The organism is Ulvibacter sp. 2305UL32-6, from assembly GCF_058148545.1.
In genome coordinates, this window is the sequence record NZ_JBYVKA010000007.1 from 40570 (window position 1) to 65454 (window position 24885).

At 38.6% G+C, this 24885-nt stretch carries 23 protein-coding genes; 10 read left to right on the forward strand and 13 right to left on the reverse strand.

Annotated features, from left to right (window positions below; all coding sequences use genetic code 11):
- Positions 1–19: 19 nt before the first annotated feature.
- Positions 20–658, forward strand: a complete 639-nt coding sequence (locus tag ACY2RU_RS16755) for a DUF2461 domain-containing protein (RefSeq protein ID WP_490139633.1) — start codon at positions 20–22, stop codon at positions 656–658.
- Between the two features lie 3 nt (positions 659–661).
- On the opposite strand, the gene ACY2RU_RS16760 is transcribed toward ACY2RU_RS16755, so the two are convergent.
- Together ACY2RU_RS16760 and ACY2RU_RS16765 are read right to left on the reverse strand one after the other, a co-directional pair.
- On the reverse strand, positions 662–1477 hold the full coding sequence (locus ACY2RU_RS16760; protein ID WP_490139634.1) for a T9SS type A sorting domain-containing protein: 816 nt from the start codon (positions 1475–1477) through the stop codon (positions 662–664).
- 20 nt (positions 1478–1497) lie between these two features.
- A complete protein-coding gene (locus tag ACY2RU_RS16765; RefSeq protein WP_490139635.1) occupies positions 1498–2769 on the reverse strand; it encodes a 3-deoxy-D-manno-octulosonic acid transferase in 1272 nt (423 codons plus the stop codon).
- A 149-nt stretch (positions 2770–2918) separates the two neighbouring features.
- Here ACY2RU_RS16765 and ACY2RU_RS16770 point away from each other — a divergent pair, with 149 nt between their 5' ends.
- The 5 genes from ACY2RU_RS16770 to ACY2RU_RS16790 all read left to right on the forward strand — a co-directional run bounded on the left by ACY2RU_RS16770 (position 2919) and on the right by ACY2RU_RS16790 (position 8682).
- Positions 2919–4079 (forward strand): DegT/DnrJ/EryC1/StrS family aminotransferase, encoded by a 1161-nt coding sequence (locus ACY2RU_RS16770; RefSeq protein WP_490139636.1) that lies wholly within the window; start codon positions 2919–2921, stop codon positions 4077–4079.
- A 36-nt stretch (positions 4080–4115) separates the two neighbouring features.
- Entirely contained in the window at positions 4116–5138 is a 1023-nt protein-coding gene (galE, locus tag ACY2RU_RS16775) for a UDP-glucose 4-epimerase GalE (protein WP_490139637.1), read from the forward strand.
- A 4-nt stretch (positions 5139–5142) separates the two neighbouring features.
- Positions 5143–6420, forward strand: coding sequence for a metal-dependent hydrolase family protein (locus tag ACY2RU_RS16780; RefSeq protein WP_490139638.1), 1278 nt, complete (start codon positions 5143–5145; stop codon positions 6418–6420).
- Between the two features lie 688 nt (positions 6421–7108).
- Complete coding sequence (locus tag ACY2RU_RS16785; RefSeq protein WP_490139639.1) at positions 7109–8389, forward strand: hypothetical protein; 1281 nt, start codon at positions 7109–7111, stop codon at positions 8387–8389.
- 68 nt (positions 8390–8457) lie between these two features.
- Entirely contained in the window at positions 8458–8682 is a 225-nt protein-coding gene (locus ACY2RU_RS16790) for a hypothetical protein (RefSeq protein WP_490139640.1), read from the forward strand.
- A gap of 86 nt (positions 8683–8768) precedes the next feature.
- Here the strand turns inward: ACY2RU_RS16790 and fabD are convergent, their stop codons facing one another.
- The 4 genes from fabD to ACY2RU_RS16810 form a co-directional block, all read right to left on the reverse strand.
- A complete protein-coding gene (gene fabD / locus ACY2RU_RS16795) occupies positions 8769–9650 on the reverse strand; it encodes an ACP S-malonyltransferase (RefSeq protein ID WP_490139641.1) in 882 nt (293 codons plus the stop codon).
- Between the two features lie 132 nt (positions 9651–9782).
- Positions 9783–10283: a pyridoxamine 5'-phosphate oxidase family protein gene (locus ACY2RU_RS16800; RefSeq protein ID WP_490139642.1), complete on the reverse strand. Its 501-nt coding sequence runs from the start codon at positions 10281–10283 to the stop codon at positions 9783–9785.
- A gap of 132 nt (positions 10284–10415) precedes the next feature.
- The gene (locus ACY2RU_RS16805; protein ID WP_490139643.1) at positions 10416–10898 is read right to left on the reverse strand and encodes a dihydrofolate reductase; all 483 of its coding nucleotides are present in this window, start codon (positions 10896–10898) and stop codon (positions 10416–10418) included.
- Positions 10895–11374: a 2TM domain-containing protein gene (locus ACY2RU_RS16810; RefSeq protein WP_490139644.1), complete on the reverse strand. Its 480-nt coding sequence runs from the start codon at positions 11372–11374 to the stop codon at positions 10895–10897. Before ACY2RU_RS16810 ends, ACY2RU_RS16805 begins: the two co-directional genes overlap by 4 nt.
- Before the next feature lie 92 nt (positions 11375–11466).
- On the opposite strand from ACY2RU_RS16810, the gene ACY2RU_RS16815 reads away from it, so the two are divergent.
- A complete protein-coding gene (locus ACY2RU_RS16815) occupies positions 11467–12546 on the forward strand; it encodes an aminotransferase class V-fold PLP-dependent enzyme (RefSeq protein WP_490139645.1) in 1080 nt (359 codons plus the stop codon).
- Here the strand turns inward: ACY2RU_RS16815 and ACY2RU_RS16820 are convergent, their stop codons facing one another.
- The 7 genes from ACY2RU_RS16820 to ACY2RU_RS16850 all read right to left on the reverse strand — a co-directional run bounded on the left by ACY2RU_RS16820 (position 12547) and on the right by ACY2RU_RS16850 (position 19060).
- Positions 12547–13410, reverse strand: a complete 864-nt coding sequence (locus ACY2RU_RS16820; RefSeq protein WP_490139646.1) for an energy transducer TonB — start codon at positions 13408–13410, stop codon at positions 12547–12549.
- Between the two features lie 80 nt (positions 13411–13490).
- The gene (locus ACY2RU_RS16825) at positions 13491–13925 is read right to left on the reverse strand and encodes an energy transducer TonB (RefSeq protein ID WP_490139647.1); all 435 of its coding nucleotides are present in this window, start codon (positions 13923–13925) and stop codon (positions 13491–13493) included.
- Between the two features lie 12 nt (positions 13926–13937).
- Entirely contained in the window at positions 13938–14762 is an 825-nt protein-coding gene (locus ACY2RU_RS16830; protein ID WP_490139648.1) for a thymidylate synthase, read from the reverse strand.
- 87 nt (positions 14763–14849) lie between these two features.
- On the reverse strand, positions 14850–16574 hold the full coding sequence (locus tag ACY2RU_RS16835; RefSeq protein WP_490139649.1) for a nucleoside transporter C-terminal domain-containing protein: 1725 nt from the start codon (positions 16572–16574) through the stop codon (positions 14850–14852).
- 18 nt (positions 16575–16592) lie between these two features.
- Positions 16593–17225 carry a bifunctional nuclease family protein gene (locus ACY2RU_RS16840; protein ID WP_490139650.1) on the reverse strand — a complete coding sequence of 211 codons (633 nt, stop codon included), beginning with the start codon at positions 17223–17225 and terminating at the stop codon, positions 16593–16595.
- Positions 17226–17306: 81 nt separating this feature from the next.
- A complete protein-coding gene (locus ACY2RU_RS16845) occupies positions 17307–18269 on the reverse strand; it encodes an electron transfer flavoprotein subunit alpha/FixB family protein (protein ID WP_490139651.1) in 963 nt (320 codons plus the stop codon).
- 50 nt (positions 18270–18319) lie between these two features.
- A complete protein-coding gene (locus ACY2RU_RS16850) occupies positions 18320–19060 on the reverse strand; it encodes an electron transfer flavoprotein subunit beta/FixA family protein (protein WP_490139652.1) in 741 nt (246 codons plus the stop codon).
- A 297-nt stretch (positions 19061–19357) separates the two neighbouring features.
- On the opposite strand from ACY2RU_RS16850, the gene ACY2RU_RS16855 reads away from it, so the two are divergent.
- From ACY2RU_RS16855 to ACY2RU_RS16865, 3 genes are all read left to right on the forward strand, one after another.
- Positions 19358–20335, forward strand: a complete 978-nt coding sequence (locus ACY2RU_RS16855) for a pyruvate dehydrogenase complex E1 component subunit beta (protein ID WP_490139653.1) — start codon at positions 19358–19360, stop codon at positions 20333–20335.
- Positions 20336–20390: 55 nt separating this feature from the next.
- Positions 20391–22895, forward strand: coding sequence for a DUF5686 and carboxypeptidase-like regulatory domain-containing protein (locus tag ACY2RU_RS16860; RefSeq protein WP_490139654.1), 2505 nt, complete (start codon positions 20391–20393; stop codon positions 22893–22895).
- A gap of 125 nt (positions 22896–23020) precedes the next feature.
- Positions 23021–24811, forward strand: a complete 1791-nt coding sequence (locus tag ACY2RU_RS16865) for a M23 family metallopeptidase (RefSeq protein ID WP_490139655.1) — start codon at positions 23021–23023, stop codon at positions 24809–24811.
- Positions 24812–24885: the final 74 nt, after the last annotated feature.

Consider the following 24885-nt stretch of genomic DNA (forward strand, 5'->3'; position numbering starts at 1 on the left):
CTTTATGAATTTCCAAAAAATGTTTCAATTTCTTAAACGACTCAATACCAATAACGAGAAGGCTTGGATGGATGAACATCGCAAGGAATATTATGAAGTTCGTGATTTTTTTATTTTATGGCTTGATGATATGAATGTGAAATTGGCGGCTATCGATTCTGATTATTTTGATACGCCTGGCAAAAAAGCGATCAATCGAATTAATAACAATCTCATGTTTCACCCCAACAAGCCTATTTATAAAGATCATTTTAGCGCTGGTCTTGACCAGGCGAGTAAGCAGGGCGATTTTTATATGGAGTTTGGTGTGAATGAATGTTTTATTGGAGGTGGTTACTGGCATCCCGATGCTAAAACATTACGTAGTATTCGTCAAGGAATTGACTATAATGGCCACGCATTAAAAGCAATTCTTTCAAAACCAAGTTTTAAAAAAACCTTCGGAGCGCTAATTACCGACGATCCGTTGAAAACAGCCCCGAGAGGTTTTTCCCAAGATCATGAGCATATCGATCTGCTTCGCAGAAGATCGTTTGCCGTAGTGCATCAACTTTCTCAAAAGGAAGTGATGGCACCCAATTTTGATCAAAAAGTGATCGCAATTTATAAAGAACTGTTGCCTTTCCGAAGATATTTAAATGAAGCAGTTAGCGTTTAGCTTTTATTGAACTATCAGTTTTTTGCTCGTACGACCAAGAGTCGTTTCAACTTGAATGAGATAGATGCCGCTAGGTAATGCTGGATTGATCATTGCGCTATGTTCTGTAAAAGTATTGGAGTAGACCAACTCTCCCAAAACAGTATAAATCTGTATGTCCATTTTTGTCATTTCACGATTCAGGCGCACCGTGAAACCGTTTTCGTTACTTGGGTTTGGAAAAAGTTCAAGAGCAAATGGAATTACATTATCATCAACATTGAGCGTACAAGCCATGGGTTGCGGGTCAAATCCCGCTGGGAAACTATCCTCAAATGTTTCGACCGTAATATTCGCTGCCATTTCATCAATACGACTGAGATATATATTTTCGGGACTAATCAAAAGATACGAGGGATATCCAATAACGCCAAAGTTTGTGTCAACAGCTTCGCATCCACCTTCGATGCTAACGGCCGGTGCGTGATTGAAAGGTCCACCAAATTCATTTTCAAAAGCGATGACCTCTGCATTAGTGTCTGTGCCATTATTTATAGAGAGCACAAAAATGTCACCTTTATTGCATCCGTATTTATCGTGAAATTCATTGAGCACCGATTGTGTGATTTGGCAGGGCGCACAGGTATCAAAGAAAAAATCGAGATAGACATATTTGTTTTGTGCGGTGATATCGTACAGATTCCATACTTGACCGTCTACATCTGTGACTGTAAAGTCATCAACGACATCGCCTATTTCATAATTTGAAACTTGAGCTATGCAAGACAGCGAAGTGACAGTTAAAAGACAAGTAAATAATAGGTTTTTTATTGAATTCATCTTTCCTACTAAGTTGTACCTTATATTTTGAGTTGCTTAATATAAGCCATGGTTTTTTGCGTTGCTCCAGTGTTACTATTGACAAAATGACCCGCAATCATGCCTGTTTTACTTCTGAAGTTAGCATCAGTAACTAGTTTATCTAGTATTTCTGAACAGGTTTCGGCTGAATCTACCGAGAATAAACCTGCAAGTGATCGAAGTCGTTCTGCTTCGGGAAACTCTGAATAATTATTGCCAATAACGATTGGAACACCAAAGGTAGCCGGTTCCAAAATATTATGAAGTCCGGTTTTGCCCATGGCGCCACCCACATAAGCGATATCGGCATAACTGTAGATTTTGGTTAAAAGTCCAATGGTGTTAACAATTAGAACAGTTGTTTCTGAAAGATTTCGGTCGCGCATTACCTCTCTTGCTGTACTCTCGGAAGTAAGTTCGCTATACAGAACAGATGTTTTATTTAACTTTTTAACGAAGCTTTCAATTTTAACAGCGTCAATTTTATGTGGTGCGATGACAAATTTGATGTTTCCTTCCGAAGCATTTATAAATGGAAGGAGCACGTTTTCGTCTTCGGGCCAAGTACTTCCGCAGACAATACATAACGAATCTTTTTTAAATTCGTCCATAAAGTCGAGATGGTTGTCATGTTCAATTTGATGTGAAACGCGATCAAATCTAGTGTCTCCGCTTACTGTGACATTTTTATGTCCAAGTTCCTTAAGCAAATCTTTTGATCTGTTTTCCTGAACAAAAAAGTGATCGAAGGTAAAAAGCGCTTTACGCATAAAACTTCCGTAGGGTTTAAAGAAAATCTGATCTTTTCGAAATACACCTGAAATAAGCAAACTTGGGGTCTTCCGTTCCTTTAAGGCGAATAAGTAATTTGGCCAAAATTCGTATTTTACAAAGAGCGCCAAAGAAGGATTTACTAAGGTAAGAAAGCGTTTTGCATTGCGATTGGTATCCATGGGTAAATAAACAACGACATCAGCAATGACAGCGTTCTTTCTAATTTCATAGCCCGAAGGGGAGAAGAAGGTAATGACTATTTTATGCTTTGGAAAGAATTTTTTAACCTCCTCCATAATAGGAAGGCCTTGCTCATATTCACCTAAAGAGGCGCAATGAAACCAGATTGATTTGTCATTAGGAGATAGTTTCTCGGATAGCTTCGAAAATGTGTTTCTTCTGCCTGAGACAAATAATCTTAATTTTTTGCTGAAATATTGCGCCACCCAAAGATGTGCGGTAGCCACGTAAGTGAGAATGGTATAGACTGCTCTCATGATGCGCTAAAATAGCGATTAATTGCCAAATGGAATCACCCATCGCGTCATAACTTTCTAAGGAAATGGTTAGCTAATAAAACTAATTTAATCGGTTGTAGACGGCGGGCAATTTTCGTATTTTTATACCCTATCTTTTTTAAAAACTCATGAGAAAAATCCAGATGGTTGACCTTAAAGGTCAGTACGCAAATATTAAAACGCAAGTAGACAAATCGATTATGAATGTAATTGAATCTACAGCTTTCGTAAATGGGCCTGAGGTACATGCCTTTCAGAAAGAATTGGAAGACTACCTAGGCGTAAAACATGTAATTCCCTGCGCCAATGGTACCGATGCCTTGCAAATAGCAATGATGGGCCTTGGGTTAAAGCCAGGGGATGAGGTTATTACTGCCGATTTTACTTTCGCTGCCACGGTAGAGGTTATTGCCTTACTGCAATTAACTCCGGTTTTGGTCGACGTTGACCCCATAAACTTTAATATTGATGTTTCGGCTATAAAGAAAGCAATTACTCCAAGAACTAAAGCCATTGTTCCTGTTCATCTTTTTGGCCTGGCAGCCAACATGGATGAGATCATGGCCTTGGCTAATGAACACGATTTATACGTAATTGAAGATAATGCGCAAGGAATTGGAGCAACTTATACGTCGCCGAAGGATCAAACCAAAATTAAAACGGGAGCGATTGGTCATGTGGGCTCCACCTCTTTTTTCCCTTCTAAAAACTTAGGCTGTTATGGTGATGGGGGTGCGATTTTCACCAACGATGATGATCTTGCGCATATTATTAGAGGTATTGTAAATCACGGAATGTATGAGCGATATCATCATGATGTAGTTGGGGTGAATTCACGACTAGACTCTATACAGGCAGCTGTCTTACGTGCAAAGTTGCCACATTTAGATGATTATAATACTGCTCGAAGAAATGCGGCGCGCAAATACACTGCGGCTTTTGCAGAAGTTGATCAAATTGTTACGCCTACTGGTTTTTGTGATGCTGGCCAATCGATCTGTGATACCTGCGATTGCCATGTGTTTCATCAATATACTTTAAAGATCACCAATGGGAAGCGTGACGATTTAGTAAAACATTTAAATGAGAAAGGAATACCTTGTGGTGTTTATTATCCAATTCCTTTGCATCTCCAAAAGGCCTATCGTGATGAACGATATGATGAAGCTGACTTTGTAGTTACTAATCAATTGGTAAAAGAAGTTGTTTCTTTACCAATGCATACTGAATTAGATAATGAACAAATTGCGTTTATAACAAAAACGGTAATTGACTTTGTTGCGAATTAAGCATATTCGTATTTAATTGAATCCCAGTTTTAGAATATGAAAAAAATACTTGTTACTGGTGGCTTAGGGTATATTGGATCTCATACCGTTGTTGAATTACAACAACAAGGTTATGAGGTTTTAATAATCGATAATCTATCCAATACCACCGAAGAGGTTGTAGATAGAATTACAACCATCACTGGAATACAACCCAGTTTTACAAAACTCGATTTAAGAGAAAAAAATAAGGTTTCTGATTTTTTCCTTGAACATAAAAATATTGCTGGTATTATCCATTTTGCGGCGAGTAAGGCCGTAGGAGAAAGCGTTGATAACCCACTTTTGTATTATGAAAATAATCTTAACACCTTGATCTATATACTGCAAGAGTGTAATAAGAACGGGATCGACCACCTTATTTTTAGTTCTTCTTGTACCGTTTATGGCGAGCCAGATGGTTTGCCTATTACAGAAGAAGCACCTGTAAAGATGGCTACTTCTCCCTACGGAAATACCAAGCAAATAAGTGAAGAGATCATTCGCGATACCTGCAAGGTTTCACCAAAATTGAATGCCGTTGCATTAAGATATTTTAATCCGGTGGGAGCACATGAAACGGCTGAAATAGGTGAGTTACCAGTAGGAGTTCCTCAAAACCTAGTACCGTTTATAACACAAACCGCGGCTGGATTACGAAAGGAACTTTCTGTATTCGGAGATGACTATCCAACAAATGACGGAAGCTGTATTCGCGACTATATTCACGTGGTTGATCTCGCAAAAGCACACGTGATCGCATTAGAAAGACTTCTTTCCAAATCGAATAAAACTGGCTTTGAAATCTTTAACGTTGGAACAGGTACTGGTTCTTCAGTATTGGAAGTAGTTCATACCTTTGAAAAGGTCACTGGAACTAAATTGTCTTATAAAATTGTTGGTCGAAGAGAAGGAGATGTTATTTCGGTTTATGCAGATACAAAAAAGGCAAATGAAGAATTGGGTTGGAAAGCAGAGAAAACATTGGAAGATGCTCTGGCTTCTGCCTGGAAATGGGAGAAGAAAATCAGAAATATTTAAAATTATGAAAAACTACATCACTCTTTTAGCGTTCTTTTTTGTTTTAGGAAGCATTGCCCAAAATACTTATTTGCATTGTGGAAAAATCATTGATACGAAGAATGGGACAGTGCTCACTAAGAAAACCATTATAGTTAACGGTAAGAAAATCATCGGAGTTCAAGATGGCTTTATGGCGACCAAAAGAGCTGACGATATTATTATAGATCTTTCGAATAAAACAGTATTACCAGGTCTTATCGATATGCATGTACATATTGAAAGTGAAACAAGTCCTACCGCTTATTTAGATGAATACACCCAAAACCCATCCGATGTAGCCTTCGATGCCGCTGCAATAGCCAATCGAACTCTAATGGCAGGTTTTACCACGGTTCGTGATTTAGGTGGCAGTGGCGTGAATGTATCACTTAGAGATGCCATTGCTCAAGGAAAAGTACCCGGCCCTCGTATTTTTACTGCGGAAAAAGCGATTGCAACTACAGGTGGGCATGCGGACCCTACCAATGGACATCGAAAAGATCTAATGGGTGATCCAGGTCCAGCTGAGGGGGTGATAAATAGTGTAGAAGACGCTAGAAAAGCCGTGCGTCAGCGTTATAAGAATGGCGCAGACTGTATTAAGATTACTGCAACGGGAGGAGTTTTAAGCGTGAGTAAAAATGGTATAAACCCACAATTCACACAGGAAGAAGCCGATGAGATCGTAAAAACAGCTAAAGAGTACGGAATGCATGTTGCAGCTCATGCACATGGTGACGAGGGCATGAAACGAGCTATCAAAGCCGGTGTAACAACCATAGAGCATGGCTCTATGATGTCTAAAAGTACGGCACAACTTATGAAACAGTATGGAACTTATTTGGTACCTACGCTTTCAGCAGGTCGATATGTGGCAGCAAAAGCCGATATACCTAACTATTATCCAGCCATTATTATTCCAAAAATTAAAAAAGTGGATGCTGCGCTCAGAAAAACCTTTGCCATGGTAAAAGATGAGGGTGTTAATATTGCATTTGGTACTGATGCAGGCGTTTTTCCACACGGAGAAAATGCAAAGGAATTTGGTTATATGGTTGAAACGGGTTGGTCGCCTATGTTCTCTATCCAATCAGCGACTATTACAAATGCTAAAATTCTAGATATGGAAAATGAAATCGGACAAATCACTTCAGGGTTTTTGGCCGATCTTATTGCTGTAGATGAAGATCCAATTCAAAATATCAATACGCTAGAAAATGTGGTCTTCGTGATGAAAGAAGGCACAGTTTATAAGAATTAACAACGGTTTAACGAAGGTTTAACGGGTTCTCCTTGGTAGCCCACAATAAGATGTGTTGTTTTGTAGCAAACAGAAAGAACGATGAAAATATTGAGCGCTAGACGCAAAACGAAAAGTGAAAAAAGATTTACAGAAGAGATGGGGATGCTGAGCACAAAGGTTGTTTACATTCAAAAAACCTTCTTAAATTTTCCAATAAGTACTGTACACAAGTATCGAGAAACATACTATGGTGAAGTTAAAGATTGTGATGAATGCCTTCTTAGTGCATAGTTAGATCTACTTATAAAGTATTGTTTATTAACATGATAATAAAAACCGAGCTTTAAGCTCGTTTTTTTTTTGAATAATTTTCAATCTAGATTTCCGAGGTTAATTCTTAATTAAAATTCCTGTTATCCATAATGGTAGCTGTTTTCCGTTACCACGTCATTGTCTTATATGTTTTTAGGTAACCCACGATCGACGCGTAATTCGTGAATGGCGTCATGGACCGTTCATTTTTCACCTTATTTTACTAATTCCTTTTATATCTTGTTCTCGATTTGGCAAGTCAATGTGCTTTAAACTGTACAGTACTCTCCACGATGTAAATCGAAGCTAAAACCTTTTATAGGCTATCAGAAACGTTGCTGATATATGGCTTACGATGAATAATTAATCAATTTATTAATTTAAAATCATCATTATGGAAACCAAAATCAAACATTTGATTAAGCCATTTTTGGCATTATTAGTACTCGTCTTATTTTCCAGTTGTCAAAAGGAAGAGCACGAAGATCATGCAGTACATGAACAAAACGTCGAACAGAAGTATGAACGGGAAGAAGTTCCCTTTCGAAAGTTTCAAGAAAATTTTCTTGATAGTCAAGAAGAAACGGCGCTTACCTCATACTTAGCAGGAAATAATGAAGCCGCCTTTAGTGATTATTTATTAAAGATCAACCGTGAACGTATTGTGGCTTTTACGAATGAAGACGTTAAAACGTATACATTTAATGTTGTCACATCAGATACTGATTCGCGTAGTTTTACGAATCTTATTCTCTATGAAAATGAAGAGGGTACTGGCGAGTTGCTTTTAAAATACACTCCAACGACCGATTGGATAGAAGCGCTATCAAAGGGAAATAAAAAAGCATTTTCAGGTGAGATGAGTATTATGGATAAAAACGGTAATGTTCAGCAAACAAACTCTTTTGACAATGGAGTTGAAATACCTAGCAAAACAGTAACCCCATGTACCTTTACGGTAGATGTAATTTGGATTGATTGTTACGGGGCTCAATGTCCATGTACAGACGGAGGAGGCTATGCCGGCGGCTGGGAAATTACCTATGATTGTCCACCAACTAGTGGTGGCGGTGGCGGTGGACCAAATTCAGGAGGCTCAGGGCCAAATGGTGGTGGATCAGGGGGTTCAGGAACAGGTGACCTGCCTACAGATCCATTGGAGTGGTCAATCTTTATGGACCTAACGGGTTTACTTGGTGAATATGACGATTTCTTTTTTGACCACAGCTTAGACCCTGACCCAAATTTAGAATTTACAGATGTTAGCGAGTTTGAAGATTTTATTGCACCATATTCTGGAGCAACAAGCTCAATAATTCCTCAACCAGATGGTACGCAAAACACGATAATTAATATAAGCGATACCTGGGGTCCTGATATAAGAATAATAGTTAACTCAACGCTCTGTAACAATATGACAGGCCAGTCTTTTGTACTAAACTCGATAAATGCTTATTTGGTAGGAAACAATTATTTAGGTTTCTTGATGGAACTAGATGGCTTTAATTTTAGGGGAATAAATAGCGAAAATCATGCAGAGATTGAACTGTACTATACGTATGGGATGGATGTTAAAATTGGTCCGGTGCCAATACACTTTACCCAAGGAAAGATTATGTTGTTAAAGATGGATATTTTTTCAGGAGGATTTAGAGGATACACAGAAATTGATTAACTTAATGGCCATTAACGAGTTAAGTGTTTTAAATCCCTATTTTTTCTAACAAACTAAATTTTATTACTATGATTATTCAAGAAATTACAGACAGGCAAATCACTACAGTTGAAACCGACGTATGGAGCGGAGGACTCGGTGCTTTAAGTTTAATTTTCAATGTTGTTTTACCTATTTTACTTACAGTCTTTATAATATATGTTTTTTATAAAAGCTTTAAGATCTTAAAACGAATGAATAATACACTTGATGAAATCAATAAGAAAATACAAGATCCAAATAGTAGTAGTTAGTGATATATACTTTAGTATGTAAAAGAAGGAAAAGCCGAGCTAAATAAATAGCCCGGCTTTTCTGATTATTACTGATACTAATATGTTTAAATCGTGGCTTTCTCCGTAGCAAATGAACGGTCGATCTTTTTAACTAAGCCTTGAAGGACGTTTCCAGGACCCACCTCAATAAATTTAGTAGCACCGTCTGCGATCATATTTTCCATGCTCTGAGTCCATCGAACAGGAGCCGTAAGTTGTGCAATAAGATTTTTTTGAATTTCTACAGGATCTGTAACGGCTGTCGTAGAGACATTTTGGTATATTGGACAGGCGGGTTCAGTAAATTGAGTGGACTCAATCGCCGCTGCAAGTTCTTCACGGGCTGGTTCCATCAACGGACTATGAAAAGCACCACCAACAGGAAGTATTAATGCGCGGCGTGCGCCAGCTGCAGTGAGAGCCTCACAGGCTCTATTTACTGCGTCGATCTCTCCAGAGATCACTAGTTGCCCTGGGCAATTATAATTGGCAGCCACTACAATTCCTGCAGTCTCTGCGCAGATTCTTTCTACTACCTCGTCTTCCAATCCCAATACAGCTGCCATGGTTGAAGGTGTTAATTCACAAGCCTTTTGCATTGCTAATGCGCGTTTATATACAAGTTGCAATCCGTCGCTAAACGCAATCGTACGATTTGCTACCAAAGCTGAAATTTCCCCCAGCGAATGACCTGCAACCATATCTGGTTGAAATGCGTCTCCCATAACTTCTGCAAGAATGGTAGAATGTAGAAAGATGGCAGGTTGCGTTACTTTGGTTTCTTTGAGCTCCTCTGCAGTTCCCTCAAACATTATCTTGGTTATATCAAAGCCTAAGACTTCGTTTGCGTGATGAAATAGATCTTTTGCTTTCGCAGAAGCTTCAAAAAGATCTAATCCCATGCCGCTAAATTGGGCTCCCTGACCCGGAAATATGTATGCATTCATGCTTTAAGTTTTACTTCAGAAATTATTCAGTTAAATAATGACCAACGGTTGATTTGAATTGCAAAAATAGCAATAAAAATCCCCTTTTCCGAAGAAACGAAAAAGAGGAGTAAGTATGATAAGGTAAAACTATTAAATTGTTAATTGCCCTGTGGTTCCAATATCTTGATTCTTTCCTGTAACTGCAGCTTTTGCCATTTTGAATAAGACAACAATAGCATTCTCGTCATTATCCCAATAGGCTGCCTCACTTGGTGTAAATTTAATGGCTGTTGTGTTAGGGTCTTCAGGGCCATTAAGCCACGTATCATCGGTCTTCCCGTAAAGCTCTTTAATGATTTCATTGTTTGTAATAATTTCGGAACGACCGTAAATACTTAAAAATTTCATGTCACTTCCGCTACTATACATTAGTTGAGTAGCACTGTCTTTTTTAATATTGGCATTGTGCTCGCTATCTGCACCACTGATAAACCAAATATTCCCGTGGTCATCAACTTTTTTAGTTGACATGGGGATGACAGAAAGTGGTTGTTTACTTAATTGAGTTGCCATCATTGCATAATCTACATCTTTTGCAATATCTTTTATTTTCTTGATAGCTTCTTTGTTGTATAAATTTTCCTTGCTCATAATAATTTTTATGTGAAAGGTACTCAGAAAGGGTATTTCGTGTAGCTAAGAAAATGCTAAACCTTGTCAAGACTATGTTAAGGTCAAGTTGATGTCTTTACAACGTCAATAGTAAATGGGAAGAAGTATTTTTTAGATTCTTATCCACGTTTCATAAGTAAAGGCATAGTTATGACGCTCATCTTGTGGGTGATACTCTTTGGAAATGAGCTCCCATTGATCTTTGGAAATTTCAGGAAAAAAGGCATCTGCCTCAAAAGTTCCGTGTACACGAGTTAATTCGATCTTATCGGCAGCTTCCATGGCTAATTGATAGATCTCACCACCACCAATAACGAAGGGTTGTTCGTCTCCCGAAGCTTTCAGCAGGGCAGCATCTAAGCTATGCACTACCAGAACTCCCTCTGGGTTATAATCTTTATTTCTGGTAATGACCACGTGAGTTCTATTGGGTAATGGCTTTGGAAATGATTCAAAAGTTTTGCGACCCATGATAATAAAATGGCTCGTGGTTAATTGCTTAAAACGTTTAAAGTCATCGGGTAAGTGCCAAACTAGTTCGTTGTCTTTGCCTAATTCGTTGTTCTCGCCCGCTGCAGCGATTAATGTTATCATGCTTCTTCCGGTGGTAATAGATTGGGGTTTTCCTTTTTTTTTATTTCAGATAGGGGAAGGGTTGGTTCGTTTAAGGCGCCTTCTTCTCTCGCGGCTTTTACTTCTTGGACGGTGACTTCTTGAATAGCTTGTTTTTTAAGTTCCGCGATTCGCTTTACTTGTATCGCTTTTAGCTTTTCTAATTGTTTGTTCTCCCATTCTTTGCCCATGAACCTATTAATAATTAGCACATTAAAAAGATGAATTAAAAATAGGAATGCCCAAATTAAAATAGCCCAAACAAACCAATCTTTGATAAAAAATTGATCGCCGTAGCCTAAAATAGGATTGATTATAATTAACAATACAGAGCCAACTAAAAACACAATGAAATGACTCATCAGTCTTTTCTTCTGCTTGATGCGTTGTCGAGCGTATTCGTATTGCTCGCGTTGTTCGGCGTCAATTCTTTCGGTTTTGTTAGTTTTTGAAAACATAGTTGGTTACTTTTATGCGGCACCATAGCGTCAATATGATGATCCGGTGTCTTGTAAAAATACCCAATTTTCGTCGTTTACTTTATAATCTTATGAAAGATTTTAAAAAAGAGTTTCCTGTTCTTAAAAAATATAATTATCTCAACACAGCGTCGTGTGGGCTGCTCTCACAGTCTTTAGTTGGTTGGAGGAGAAGTCACGATCTCAACTTAATGGAAGGCGGTAGCGTTTTTAGAGATAAACATCGACCCCATATACAAGGTATTCGATCGGCTGTTGGTAGATTTTTAAAGGCTTCGGAAGATGAAATAGCACTTGTGCCTAATTTTTCTTTTGCGATGAATATGGTTGCGGAAGCATTGCCAAAACCACTTAAAATTCTTTTGCTCGAGTCAGATTATCCTTCAGTAAATTGGGCTATTGAAAATAGAGATTTTGAATTGTGTTTTGCGAAGATCGATGGCGATTTCGAGGAAAATATTGAAGCAGCAGTTGCTCGACACCGACCCGATGTTTTTGCGTTTAGTATTGTGCAATATTTGACCGGAATTCGCATGGACTTTAATTTTCTAAAACAGTTGAAGGCCTACCATCCAAATATAATTCTTATAGGGGATGGCACACAGTTTCTTGGTACAACCGATTTTAATTTTTCTGAAAGTCCATTAGATATTTTGGCAGCCAGCAACTATAAATGGATGCTTTCTGGCTACGGAAATGCGCTTCTTCTCATAAAAGAGAGTATGCAAGAAATATTGTCTCCTAGAACGATTGGGTTTAATTCGGCCGAAGCTGCTTTTAGTAGACGTGACGAAATTCAGTTTATGCGTAGGTTTGAACCAGGGCATCTAGATACTTTGAACTTTGGTAGCTTAGAGCAAGCCATTTTAAATTTTGAAGATATGGGTATGGCAAATGTTGAAGCCAAGATCACTGATCTTTCCAAAAGGGCATTAACGCATTTTGGAGAAGCAGGCTTATTGTCCAAAACGGTAGAGGCACGCGAACAGCACTCAAATATTTTCAGTTTAAAAGGTGATGAAAAGCTTTTTCGGAAGCTAAAAGAGAATAGTATTATTTGTTCCCAACGCGGACAAGGAATTCGTGTAGGGTTCCATTTTTATAATTCCGAAGAAGATCTTGAGATACTCGTGAAGGTTCTTAAAAGCTAACTAAGAATTCTTTTTACGGTTTTTTCTTTTGGCTTTACGTTCCTTTTTTAGACGCGCCTTTTTATCAAGTAAGGTTTCTTCAACTTTAAACAGAATTGGCAACGAATATAAAACACCTACGTCGGTTCCTTTTTGCTTTCCCGGTTCCATTTTTGGTAATGATGAAACTACACGACGCGCTTCAGACTCCAAGGTTGGATGAGGCCCTCTTGCACGAACATTTGTTACAAAACCATTTCTGTCGATTTTAAATTGTACTGAGATACGTTGCACTCCACTTAAGTTTAACGATGAAGCAAGGTGGGTGTTAAAATTACCTAGTACATGCTTCGAAACATTGTCTGACATACATTTCTTTAATGCTGCATTATTATCTTGATAGCAGCCTGGGTATATAGGGGCACGCTCGATTATAGCGAATGGTACCTCGAGATTTTCGTCTGTGGCATGCTTCGTTTGTGGAACGATTTCAGACAGTTCAGTTTCTACTATTGGAAATGCCATTGTTATAACAAAAGAATCGTAGAGCATATCGCCAGCATAATTTTTAAAGGCTTTGATGGGACGAATACGAGCCATCGTTGATATAGCTTTTAACTCAAGCGATTTATTTTCGCTTTCTGAAGAAACTACATGGAAATTACCCAATTGATCAACAAGAATTTCTACGGTAAGAGTAACGGGATTATCAGTTACCTTGACGAAATTGGTTTTTTGAATTTCAGAAACGAGTAGTGCATGTACATTTTCTTTTAGGCAACTATTACGAGCTGCGATATTGTTATGGTCATTGCAATAATCGAAATTAAGTTGTTGCGAAAGACATGTAGCAGAGAGTAAAAGGAGTAGTATTAAAAATTTCATTTAAGCTATCTTTTTATTCAAAAAGAAAATCCTGTTTTCTAATTAAGATAACAGGATTTTCTTTTAAAACGTTACGATGTTTATTTCCCAGTCTTAAAGTTAAAGGGAACTGTATATTTAATGGCACGTGGCTTTCCTGCAAGCATGCCTGGTTTAGACATTTTTGGAATAGCCATGATGTTACGTTTAGCTTCAGCCTGTAAAGCAGCGGTACCGCCAGAGACATTTTTTACTTCCACGAGTCCTTTTTCATTGATAATAAAGTCAACCGTTACTTTACCTTGCTCATTTGCTTTCCATGCAGATGCAGGATATTTGAAGTTTTTTGCTACATGTTGTGATAACTTTTGATTAAAACAGTTGTCACGAGTGTACGAGCTTCCTGATTCACAACCTGGCCAAATAGGAGCGATCTCCTTCATGGTTACGGTGTTTTTATTTACACTACCCCATTCTTGAGAAAATGCTGAGGTTGAACCAATGATTAGGCACAGAATTAAGAGGATGTTTTTCATGATAAGTAGGTTTTAAATAGCAACTGCACCTTTGATGTGCGGATGCGGGTTATAATCGATTAGGGTAAAGTCATCAAAATTGAAGCCAAATATATCTTTTACATCTGGATTGAGCAACATTTTCGGTAAAGGGCGTGGTTCTCTTGATAATTGCAGGTCGATCTGCTCCTGATGGTTATTGTAAATATGTGCATCTCCAAAGGTGTGAATAAAATCTCCAGCTTCATAGCCACAAACCTGTGCCATCATCATAGTGAATAAAGCGTACGATGCAATATTAAAGGGTACTCCTAAGAAAATATCGGCGCTACGCTGGTATAACTGACAGGAAAGTTTTCCGTTAGCAACATAAAATTGAAAAAATGCATGACACGGTGGCAAAGCAGCCTTTCCATTCGCTACATTTTCAGAAAAGGGTTTGGATGTATCTGGCAAGACAGAAGGATTCCATGCACTTACAAGCATCCGGCGACTATCTGGGTTCGCTTTTAAGGTGCTTATGATTTCTGATATTTGATCAATCTCTTCGTTGTTCCAATTACGCCACTGATGTCCGTATACCGGTCCTAAGTTTCCTTCGTCATCTGCCCATTCGTTCCAGATACGTACACCGTTTTCCTGTAAATAATTAATATTAGTGTCTCCCTTCAGAAACCATAATAATTCATAGATAATCGACTTTAAATGTAGTTTTTTGGTGGTAACCATAGGAAAGCCCTCACTTAAATCAAAACGCATTTGATATCCAAACACACTTTTGGTGCCTGTACCTGTTCGATCATGCTTTTCGTTACCTTCTGATAACACGTGTTTTATAAGGTCGTGGTATTGCTTCATCTTCAAAAATATTTATAGGCTAAAAGTAAAAAAGAAGGCGTGTTTTTTAAACGCAAAAAAAAAGCTTTTGTTATAAGTTATTAACTTTTACCCTAAAATCATTCCTGCTATTGTGGCAGAAATTAAAGAGGCGATTGAACCTCCCAAAAGTGCTTTCATTCCAAACTTAGATAGCGTTTTTCTCTGTCCTGGAGCTAATGAGCCGATTCCGCCAATTTGAATTCCAATAGATGCGAAATTTGCAAAGCCACATAACATATAAGTTGCCATGATGATCGATTTTTCGTAGCGTAAGTGTGACGCATTTGTAACATTCTTTAAATCGGCTAATTGAATATAACCAACAAATTCACTGGCAGCCAGTTTAATTCCAAGAAGCTGTCCCATAAGCATCATATCTTCTTCTGCAACACCAATTAACCACATGAGCGGTGCGAATACGGTTCCTAGGATTGCTTCCAAGGATAATCTTGGATATGAGGTATTTGCGGCCATCCAATCGTTTACGGTAGTTATTTCTCCAACGCCGCCAATAAGCCAGTTTAGCATTGCAATAAAAGCAACAAATACAAGGAGCATAGCCCCAACATTAACAGCTAGTTTGAGTCCTTCAGTTGTACCATTAGCAATTGCATCTAATAGATTTGAGCCGATTTTTTCAGAAGAAACCTGAATATCGGTGTTGATTTCTTCGGTCTGTGGGTAAAGTATTTTTGAAATAACAATGGCACCTGGAGCGGCCATTACCGAGGCTGCTAATAAATGTTTTGCAAAGACAAGGCGCAAGACTGGGTCATCACCGCCTAAAAACCCGATGTAGGCTGCTAGTACCGCACCTGCAACGGTTGCCATTCCACCAATCATAACCAAGAGCATTTCACTCTTGTTCATTTTTTCGAGGTACGCCTTAATTAATAGGGGTGCTTCGGTTTGTCCTAAAAATATATTTCCTGCTACACTTAAGCTTTCGGCTCCAGAGATCTTCAGTAATTTAGAGAGCAACCAGCCAAAGGCTTTTACTACTTTCTGAATAATTCCGAGGTAAAATAAAACCGAGGTTAGAGCTGAAAAGAAGATGATGGTAGGGAGTACTTGAAAAGCAAAAATAAAACCGAAAGTGTCCATGTCTACTACTAATCCTTCAAACAAGAACTTACTACCTGCCTGCGTAAATTCAAGAATTTTTACGAAGATCTTACCTACAAACTCAAAAATATTTTGAACAAAAGGAACCTTTAGCACTCCAACAGCAATCACAATTTGAAAGGCGAGTCCGATACCAACAGTACGCCAGTTGATGGCTTTTCTATTCGAACTAAAGAGAAAAGCAATCAATAATAGGGTGAACATTCCTAGAATACCGCGCCAGAGGCTATTGAAAGATAAGCCTTGAGAAGGTATGATACCACTATCTTCGGAAATAACTTCAAGAGGTACAACAGTAATGTCAGTTTTTTCTTTTGGTTTTACAAAGGAGTATGTAGTTGTTTTTTCTGAAAAAACCAGGGTGCTGTCGGTGAGTGTAGAAACGCGATACCTCCTAATTGTATCGGTGGGTTGGTCGTAAAAAAGAACTAATAAGTTATTTTGAAAGATGTAGTCCCCAGACGCATTAAGCTCGTTGTTAGCTGTTAAGTTAAATTCGAAGGTCCCATTTTCTAAGTTAAATTGATCTGTTTCTGGGTTGATCTCGAAAAGTGCTTCGCCGGTAGCGTTTTCAATGGCTGAAAAATTCCAATGCTTTTCTATGTCTTGCGCAAAACTGCTTCCGAAGCATAAAAGAGCAAGAATAATAGTGAGAATGCGCGTCATATGTACTTTGGGAGTTGGTTATGGCCTTTTTGAGATTTCGTCCCGAATATGGGCGGCCTTTTCATAATCTTCATGTGCAACCGCTTGATCAAGCATTTCATTTAGCTCTTTTATAGAATATTTTGAATAATCTTCTGTGTGTTTCGCAACAACAGATTCACGATCGTCTCCCAAAATTAGTTCATCAATAACAGCTTCTTCTGCCTTCGAGATTTTTTCTGGACCGCGCTTTGGGCTTGTCTTTAAATAAATCCCGGCTTTGTCTAATATACCTTTGTAAGTAAAAATAGGTGCTTTAAATCGAAGTGCTAAAGCGATAGCGTCACTTGTTCGGGCATCAATGATCTCTTCAATGTCTTCACGTTCACAAATTATACTTGAGTAGAATACACCATCAACCAATTTGTGAATGATCACTTGTTTTACAACGATCCCAAATCTATCAGAAAAATTCTTAAAAAGATCATGAGTTAGTGGGCGAGGGGGTTTTATTTCTTTTTCAAGAGCAATTGCAATAGACTGGGCTTCAAAAGCACCAATCACAATAGGAAGTTTGCGGTCGCCATCTACCTCATTCAAAATAAGGGCATACGCACCATTTTGCGTTTGGCTATAGGAGATTCCTTTTATGTTAAGTCGAACTAGGCTCATTACGATATTAAAAAAGGCTGTTTAAACAGGATGTTTCCTTGATTAAACAGCCTTTTAATAGAGGCACAAATTAATAAAAAATTATGCGTTTTGCGCTTTAAAAGCTTTTAATTTTTCATTGAGCTGAGGGATCACTTCAAAAGCATCACCTACAATACCGTAGTCTGCTGCTTTAAAGAACGGAGCTTCAGGGTCATTATTAATAACCACTTTGATTTTTGACGAATTAATTCCAGCCAAGTGCTGAATAGCACCACTAATACCAATAGCGATATACAAGTTGGAAGCGACAGGCTTTCCTGTTTGTCCTACGTGCTCACTATGTGGTCTCCACCCCATATCGCTCACAGGCTTAGAACAAGCTGTTGCAGCTCCTAAAATATCTGCTAATTCTTCGATCATTCCCCAGTTTTCGGGCCCTTTTAAACCACGGCCACCAGAGACAACAATTTCTGCATCTGCGATCGTCACTTTGTCTGTTGCTTTATCTACTGAAACAACTTCAACACCACCTTTATCAATAGTTGGTGAGAAGGCTTCGGCAGTCGCATCTGCACTATTTTCCTTTAATCCATAGGCGTTCTTTGCTAAGCCTACAATTTTTACATCGGTTTTGATCTCTGAAGTGGCAAAAGCCTTATTGGTAAACACACTGTGTTTTACTTTAAATGGGGCTGTTTCCAAAGGAAGTTCAGTAACGTTTGACACATAGCCAGCTTCAAGATTTACGGCAACTAAGGGTGCCATAAATTTACTATTGGCGCTCGATGTGAGAACAACTACTTTCGCTCCTTCAGCTTTTGCGGCATCGCTAACGGCGCCAGCATAGGCTTCGGCGTTAAAGGCTTTTAAGCTGTCTTCAGTAATTTGAAGCACTTTATCTGCTCCGTAATTACCTAATTCAGAAACATCTCCCGCATTCACGGTCACAGCAGTAACCGACGTTCCCATTTGAGCTGCAATTCCTTTTGCGTATGAAACCGCTTCAAAAGCAATTTTCTTAAATTTTCCTTCTTCAGATTCTGTATAAACTAATACTGACATATATTTTTTATTATAAATGATGAACTCAACAAGTTGAATTCAGAATTATTTTAGATGACTTTCGCTTCATTATGTAATAGATCAATTAGATCGTCTACATTATCTACAAGCTTTACAGCGCCTCTTGGAGCTGGTTTTTCGAAAGATAGAGCGATAGTTTCTGCATTCGCTTCAATAGGTTCCTTAACCGATAATGGTTTAGATCGTGCTTGCATAATTCCACGCATATTCGGGATACGAAGATCACTTTCTTCAACCAATCCTTTTTGACCTCCCACTACTAATGGTAGTGTTGTTTTTACAGTTTCTTTTCCACCATCGATCTCACGGATCACGGTAGCATTTGAACCTTCAACTTCTAAACTAATGCAGGTATTTACAAAATTTGCTCCCAATAATTTTGAAACCATTCCTGGAACCATCCCGCCGTTATAATCGATAGATTCACGCCCTCCAATAATAAGGTCATAAGCACCTTCTTTGGCTACGTGTGCTAATTGCTTAGCTACCGAATAGCCATCGGTTGGAGTTGTGTTAACACGAATTGCTTCATCGGCGCCAATAGCCAACGCTTTTCGCAAGGTAGGTTCTGTTTCTGGTCCGCCAATGTTTACAACATGAACGGTTGCTCCTTGCTTCTCTTTAAACCACATGGCTCGGGTTAAGCCAAATTCGTCATTTGGGTTGATAACAAAATTTACTCCGTTGGTGTCAAATTTTGTATCACCATCTGTAAAGTTGATCTTTGAGGTAGTGTCGGGTACGTGACTAATACACACTAATATTTTCATATTCATTGCCCGAGAAGTCGGGTAACTATTTCACCCAGAAAAAAGGGTGTTGCATTAAACATCATTTTCAAGCTTTTTTTTGATCTTTTTCACTCAAAATAAAGGAGGTCAAAGATAACGAATAATATTCTAAAATACTATGCGTGCATAGTAAAAATATATGCAAAATTTAAAAAATAGCTGTGGTGCGTATAAATAATACTATTTTTGTTTTTCAGAATAGGTAGAAGGAATCTTTTTAATATTCACTTCCGAAGAAAAGAATTAAAAACTATCCCGTGTTGCGGGTCACTGCATATGAAAACAATACAATTTAGAGAAGCCATTTGTGAGGCGATGAGCGAAGAGATGCGTCGCGATGAAAGCATTTACTTAATGGGTGAAGAGGTCGCCGAATACAACGGGGCTTATAAGGCTAGTAAAGGAATGCTCGATGAGTTTGGAGCAAAACGCGTGATCGACACACCTATTAGTGAACTTGGTTTTTCTGGAGTAGCTATTGGTAGTGCGATGAATGGCAACCGACCTATTGTTGAATATATGACGTTTAATTTTTCCCTTGTTGGAATTGATCAGATCATCAACAATGCCGCAAAAATTCGTCAAATGAGCGGGGGGCAGTTTAATTGTCCGATTGTTTTTAGAGGTCCAACAGCCTCGGCAGGACAATTGGCAGCAACACATTCACAGGCTTTTGAAAGTTGGTTTGCCAACACTCCAGGTTTAAAAGTGGTAGTGCCAAGTAATCCAGCAGATGCAAAAGGATTATTAAAAAGTGCTATTCGCGATAATGATCCTGTGATCTTTATGGAAAGTGAGCAGATGTATGGAGATAAAGGAGAAGTGCCGGAAGGTGAATATTTAATTCCGTTGGGAGTAGCTGAAATTAAGCGCAAAGGAACTGATGTGACTATTGTTTCCTTCGGAAAGATCATTAAAGAAGCTTATAAAGCAGCCGAAACACTTTCAAAAGAAGGGATTGAATGTGAGATTATTGATTTGCGCACCGTGCGTCCAATGGATCACAATGCTATTTTAGAGTCTGTAAAGAAAACAAACCGCTTGGTGATCTTAGAAGAGGCATGGCCATTTGGGAATGTTGCAACTGAAATTACCTATCAAGTGCAAAGCCAGGCCTTTGATTATTTGGATGCGCCTATTGAAAAAATTAACACTGCAGATACGCCTGCACCATACTCACCAGTACTTTTGGCAGAGTGGCTTCCTAACAGTGATGATGTGATCAAAGCTGTTAAAAAGGTAATGTATCGATAGTATACGCACTTTTTTTTCGATATTCCCGTTCCAAATCTGATAGATGCACTTCCTTATGAAGCAATCCCTACTTGTATTATTACTTGTTTTTACTTGTTCTCTATTCGCCCAAACAAAAGTGAGTGGAATAATCAAGGATGATCTCGGGGAAACCGTTCCATTTGCGAATGTGATCTTTAAAGATTCAAATGAAGGTACAATAAGTAATGAGGAAGGTCGCTTTTACTTGCAAAGTGATCAAAATTACGATACGGTTGTTTTTTCCTTTGTAGGGTATCAAAATAAAGAATTGGCACTCACAAAAAGCGCTACGTATGATATAGTGATCACTCTTGAAGAGGAAACAAATTCGTTGGGAGAAGTGGTTATTGTGAGCGGAAAACTTTCAAAAAAGAATAATCCGGCTATTGATATACTTCGGAAGATCTGGGATAACCGCCGCGATAACGGAGTTAAAAAGTTTAAGCAGTATAACTACGATAAATACGAAAAACTAGAATTCGACCTGAATACTATTGATAGTGCTTTGATAAAAAGCAAGGTATTTAAGGGGATGGAATTTATCTTCGATCAAACCGATACGTCAAGAATTACAGGAAATACCTATCTGCCTATTTTTATTAATGAAGCTTACAGTAAGGTTTATGGAGATAATCCACTTTCCGAAGAAAAAGAAGTACTAGAAGGAAATAAAAACTCTGGTTTTAGTAATAATCAGACATTGATCGCCTTTGTTAAAGATCTTTATGCAGAATATGACGTCTATGACAATTATCTGAAATTCTTCGACAAAGCATTTACGAGTCCGTTATCACGTACTGGAATAGACGTATATAATTACGCGCTTATGGACAGCGCCTACCGCGATAATAAGTGGTGTTATAATATTGTCTACTATCCGCGTCGGAAAAATGAACTGACTTTTAAAGGTGATTTTTGGGTAAATGATAGTACTTGGGCTATTAAAGAAATCAATTTGCAGGCTTCTAAAAGTGCCAATTTAAACTGGGTGCGTGAGGTGTATATTGAACAAGAGTTTGATGTGCTAAATGACTCTATTTTCTTAATTACCCGCGATTATTTTTTGAGTGATTTTAGTCTTCGGAAAAAGGAAGGATCGCGCGGAGTCTACGGGAAACGAACTACTTTATACGACAATTATACTTTTGATGAGCCTCAGCCGAAAGAATTCTACAAAGAACAAATTGATCCGTATCAATACGAAATTTATAATAGACCCGACGATTTCTGGCAGGAAAGACGTATGGAAACGCTGAGTAAAGATGAAGTGGGCGTATACAAAATGCTCGATACCTTAAAAACCGTTCCGCGTTTTAAAGCACTGTACAATATTGGAGCAACATTAGTTAGTGGCTATTACCAAATTGGAAATTTGGACGTTGGTCCGGTTTTTTCAGTATTTGGTTTTAATGAAGCCGAAGGGCTGCGCCTCCGTTTAGGAGGTAGAACCTATTTTAGTCAGAATGATCCTTGGCGTCTCGAAGTTTTTGGAGCTTATGGTTTTAAGGACGAACGCTTTAAATACGGCGTTTCTGGAAAATATCTGCTCGACAGAAAATCACGACTCACCTTGTATGCGGGTACCCGAAAGGATGTGGAGCAAACGGGGGCTAGTTTGACGAATAGTAACGATGTTTTGGGCCGAAGTTTAGCCTCGTCGTCGCTTATTTCGGTAGGCGCTAACGATAAATTATCGCGAATTAATTTGGCTACTGCCGGACTCAGTTTCGACCCGTATAAAAACTTTAATGTACGTCTTACAGGCTCTTACAGAACACTTGAATCTGCTACCGAAACCTTTAGCTTAGATTATCGAGTTAAAGAAGACGGCGTGTTTACAGGTGAGATCAGGGACATGATACAGCAACCCGAACTAGAATTGGCATTTAATTATACACCGCGCAGAAAAACCTCTGGCTATGGCGTTGAGCAAACCGTCATCAATAGTGGTGACTATCCAACTTTTTTCTTGAGTGCTAGCTATGGCTTTAAAGGACTTTTAAATGGTGATTTTGAATACCAAAAAGTACAAGGATTATATACACGTCCGTGGAATATTGGGGGCATCGGACGATTATATTCAACTATTGAAGTAGGTAAAACCTTTGGTGAGGTGCCTTTGAGTTTGCTAAACCCAATTCCTGGAAATCAGACGTATTTTAGTATTTACAATAGCTTTTCCAATCTTGATTTTTACGAATTTGTGAGTGACGAATATGTGTCACTTCATCTACAACACAATTTTGGCGGACGAATTTTTTCTCGTATCCCGGGTCTTCGGAAGCTAAACTTACGAGAAGTAATTGGCTTTAGAGCGGTCTACGGACAGCTATCACCAGAAAACATAGCCCTAAATGTAGATAGTGAAGGTGTGATCATTCCCTATCGTGCTCCAGAAGACATCTATTACGAATACAGCGTAGGTATAGGTAATATTTTTAAGATCTTTAGAATTGATCTTAACTTCCGTGGAAATTATTTCGACAACCCTGATGCTCGCAAAATTGGAGTAACAGGTGTTTTCGGGTTTTCTTTTTAATTTTTTTACTATCTTCGATTTCTCCCGCAAATTTACACTTTGAACTAACCCAGAGTGTTAACTTTTAATTTGTTATACATATGAAGTCCTTGTTATTGTTGCTTGTTTTCGCATGCACATCAGTCATGTATTCACAACTAAATGTTATTACCTATTACGAATATACATCAGATGGTTACGACCTATTTGCAGACAATAAGGAAGATTACTCGGTGATCGTCGAGCTTGATTTTGATCTTAGAAATTTGAAAGTGGTTCGTGAGGGTCCGAGTGAAATTGTTGTTCCCGCAAATACCAATCGATTTAAATTAGTGGATCTGGTAACGATAAATGTTCTTAAACTGTACGATTTTAAACATACAGCTACCGTTCGGAAAAATGATAAAGCCATTCAAAGAATTTTTACGGAAGAGCCTTTGGCTACCGAAGAACGTGAGATCGATCCTGACGCTGTTGTAAGAATGTCTACGGAAGAAAACAAACAAGTAAAACAGAAAGTGCCCGAATTTCCAATAGATAAACTAGGTGAGGAAGTTATTTCCGACGATGCGGTTAAGGAAGAAGCGGTGGCTGAAATTGAGGAAACTATAAAAGATCCAGAAGTACAGCAGACATCAGAAGTCACTGTAATTAAAGATTTAGACCAGTCTAATAAGGACGTTGTATTGACAACGAAGCCTAAGGTTGCCATTGGGAAACCCGTAAAAACCACTGAGATTCAGGCTGAAGTTGTAAAAACGCCAGATGTAGTTGCTGCGAAAGAGATCGTAAAACCAACGCCCAATACGGCTGTTCCAAAGGTAGAAGTTAAGACAGAGGTTATCTCGAAGCCTATTTCCAAAGAAATTGAAACAGCACCTGAAGTCGCCATTGGTAATGCTGTAAAAAACACTGAGATTCAGGCTGAAGTTGTAAAAACGCCGGCTGTAGTTGTTGCGAAAGAGATCGTAAAACCAACGCCCAATACGGCTGTTCCAAAGGTAGAAGTTAAGACAGAGGTTATCTCGAAGCCTATTTCCAAAGAAAATGAAACAGCACCTGAAGTCGCCATTGGTAATGCTGTAAAAAACACTGAGATTCAGGCTGAAGTTGTAAAAACGCCGGCTGTAGTTGTTGCGAAAGAGATCGTAAAACCAACGCCCAATACGGCTGTTCCAAAGGTAGAAGTTAAGACAGAGGTTATCTCTAAGCCTATTTCCAAAGAAAATGAAACAGCACCTGAAGTTACTATTGATACAGCTGCAAAAACCGTTGAGGTTCAAGCTGAAGTTGTAAAAACGCCCGCTGTAGTTGCTGCGAAAGAGATCGTAAAACCAACATCGAAAGAGGTGGTAGGAGCACCAGAAACTGTTATCCCCGAAAAAACAACACCTGTAATAGAGGAGGAGCCTTTACCTCCATATGATACTTCGGCGAAATTTTCGTCTGCTTATCAATATAATCTGCCGTTTAAAAAAGGGGGTAATTACCTTATATCGCAAGGTTATTTTACCAAAGGATCTCATGCTAATATTTTTGCTTTAGATTTTGCGATGCCTGAAGGGACACAAGTGCTTGCGGCGAGAGAAGGGCAGGTAGTCGAGGTGGTTCAGAAAAATTTAAGAGGTTGTGATTCAGAAGCCTGTAAAAATTCAGACAATTACATTTTAATTTTACATCCAGATGGGAGTTATGCCAAATATGGTCATTTAAAACAAAATGGTGCTGCGGTTGCTAAAGGAGATATAGTAGCGGTTGACCAGATGTTAGCGTATAGTGGAAATACGGGTTGGTCTACCACGCCGAGTTTACATTTTGAAGTATATCGTGATACCGATAAAGGTAAAAAGACCTATCGCACCAATTTTAGAGTTCGGGATGGAAAGGATTATAGTGTTTTAATGGAGCAGCAGTATTACGAACGCAACTACGATTAATTGGGGTATAAGTACTATTTCTTCGGAAATTGAATAGATTTTTTGTCTGTTATCGAAGGAATAATCAGTGCTAT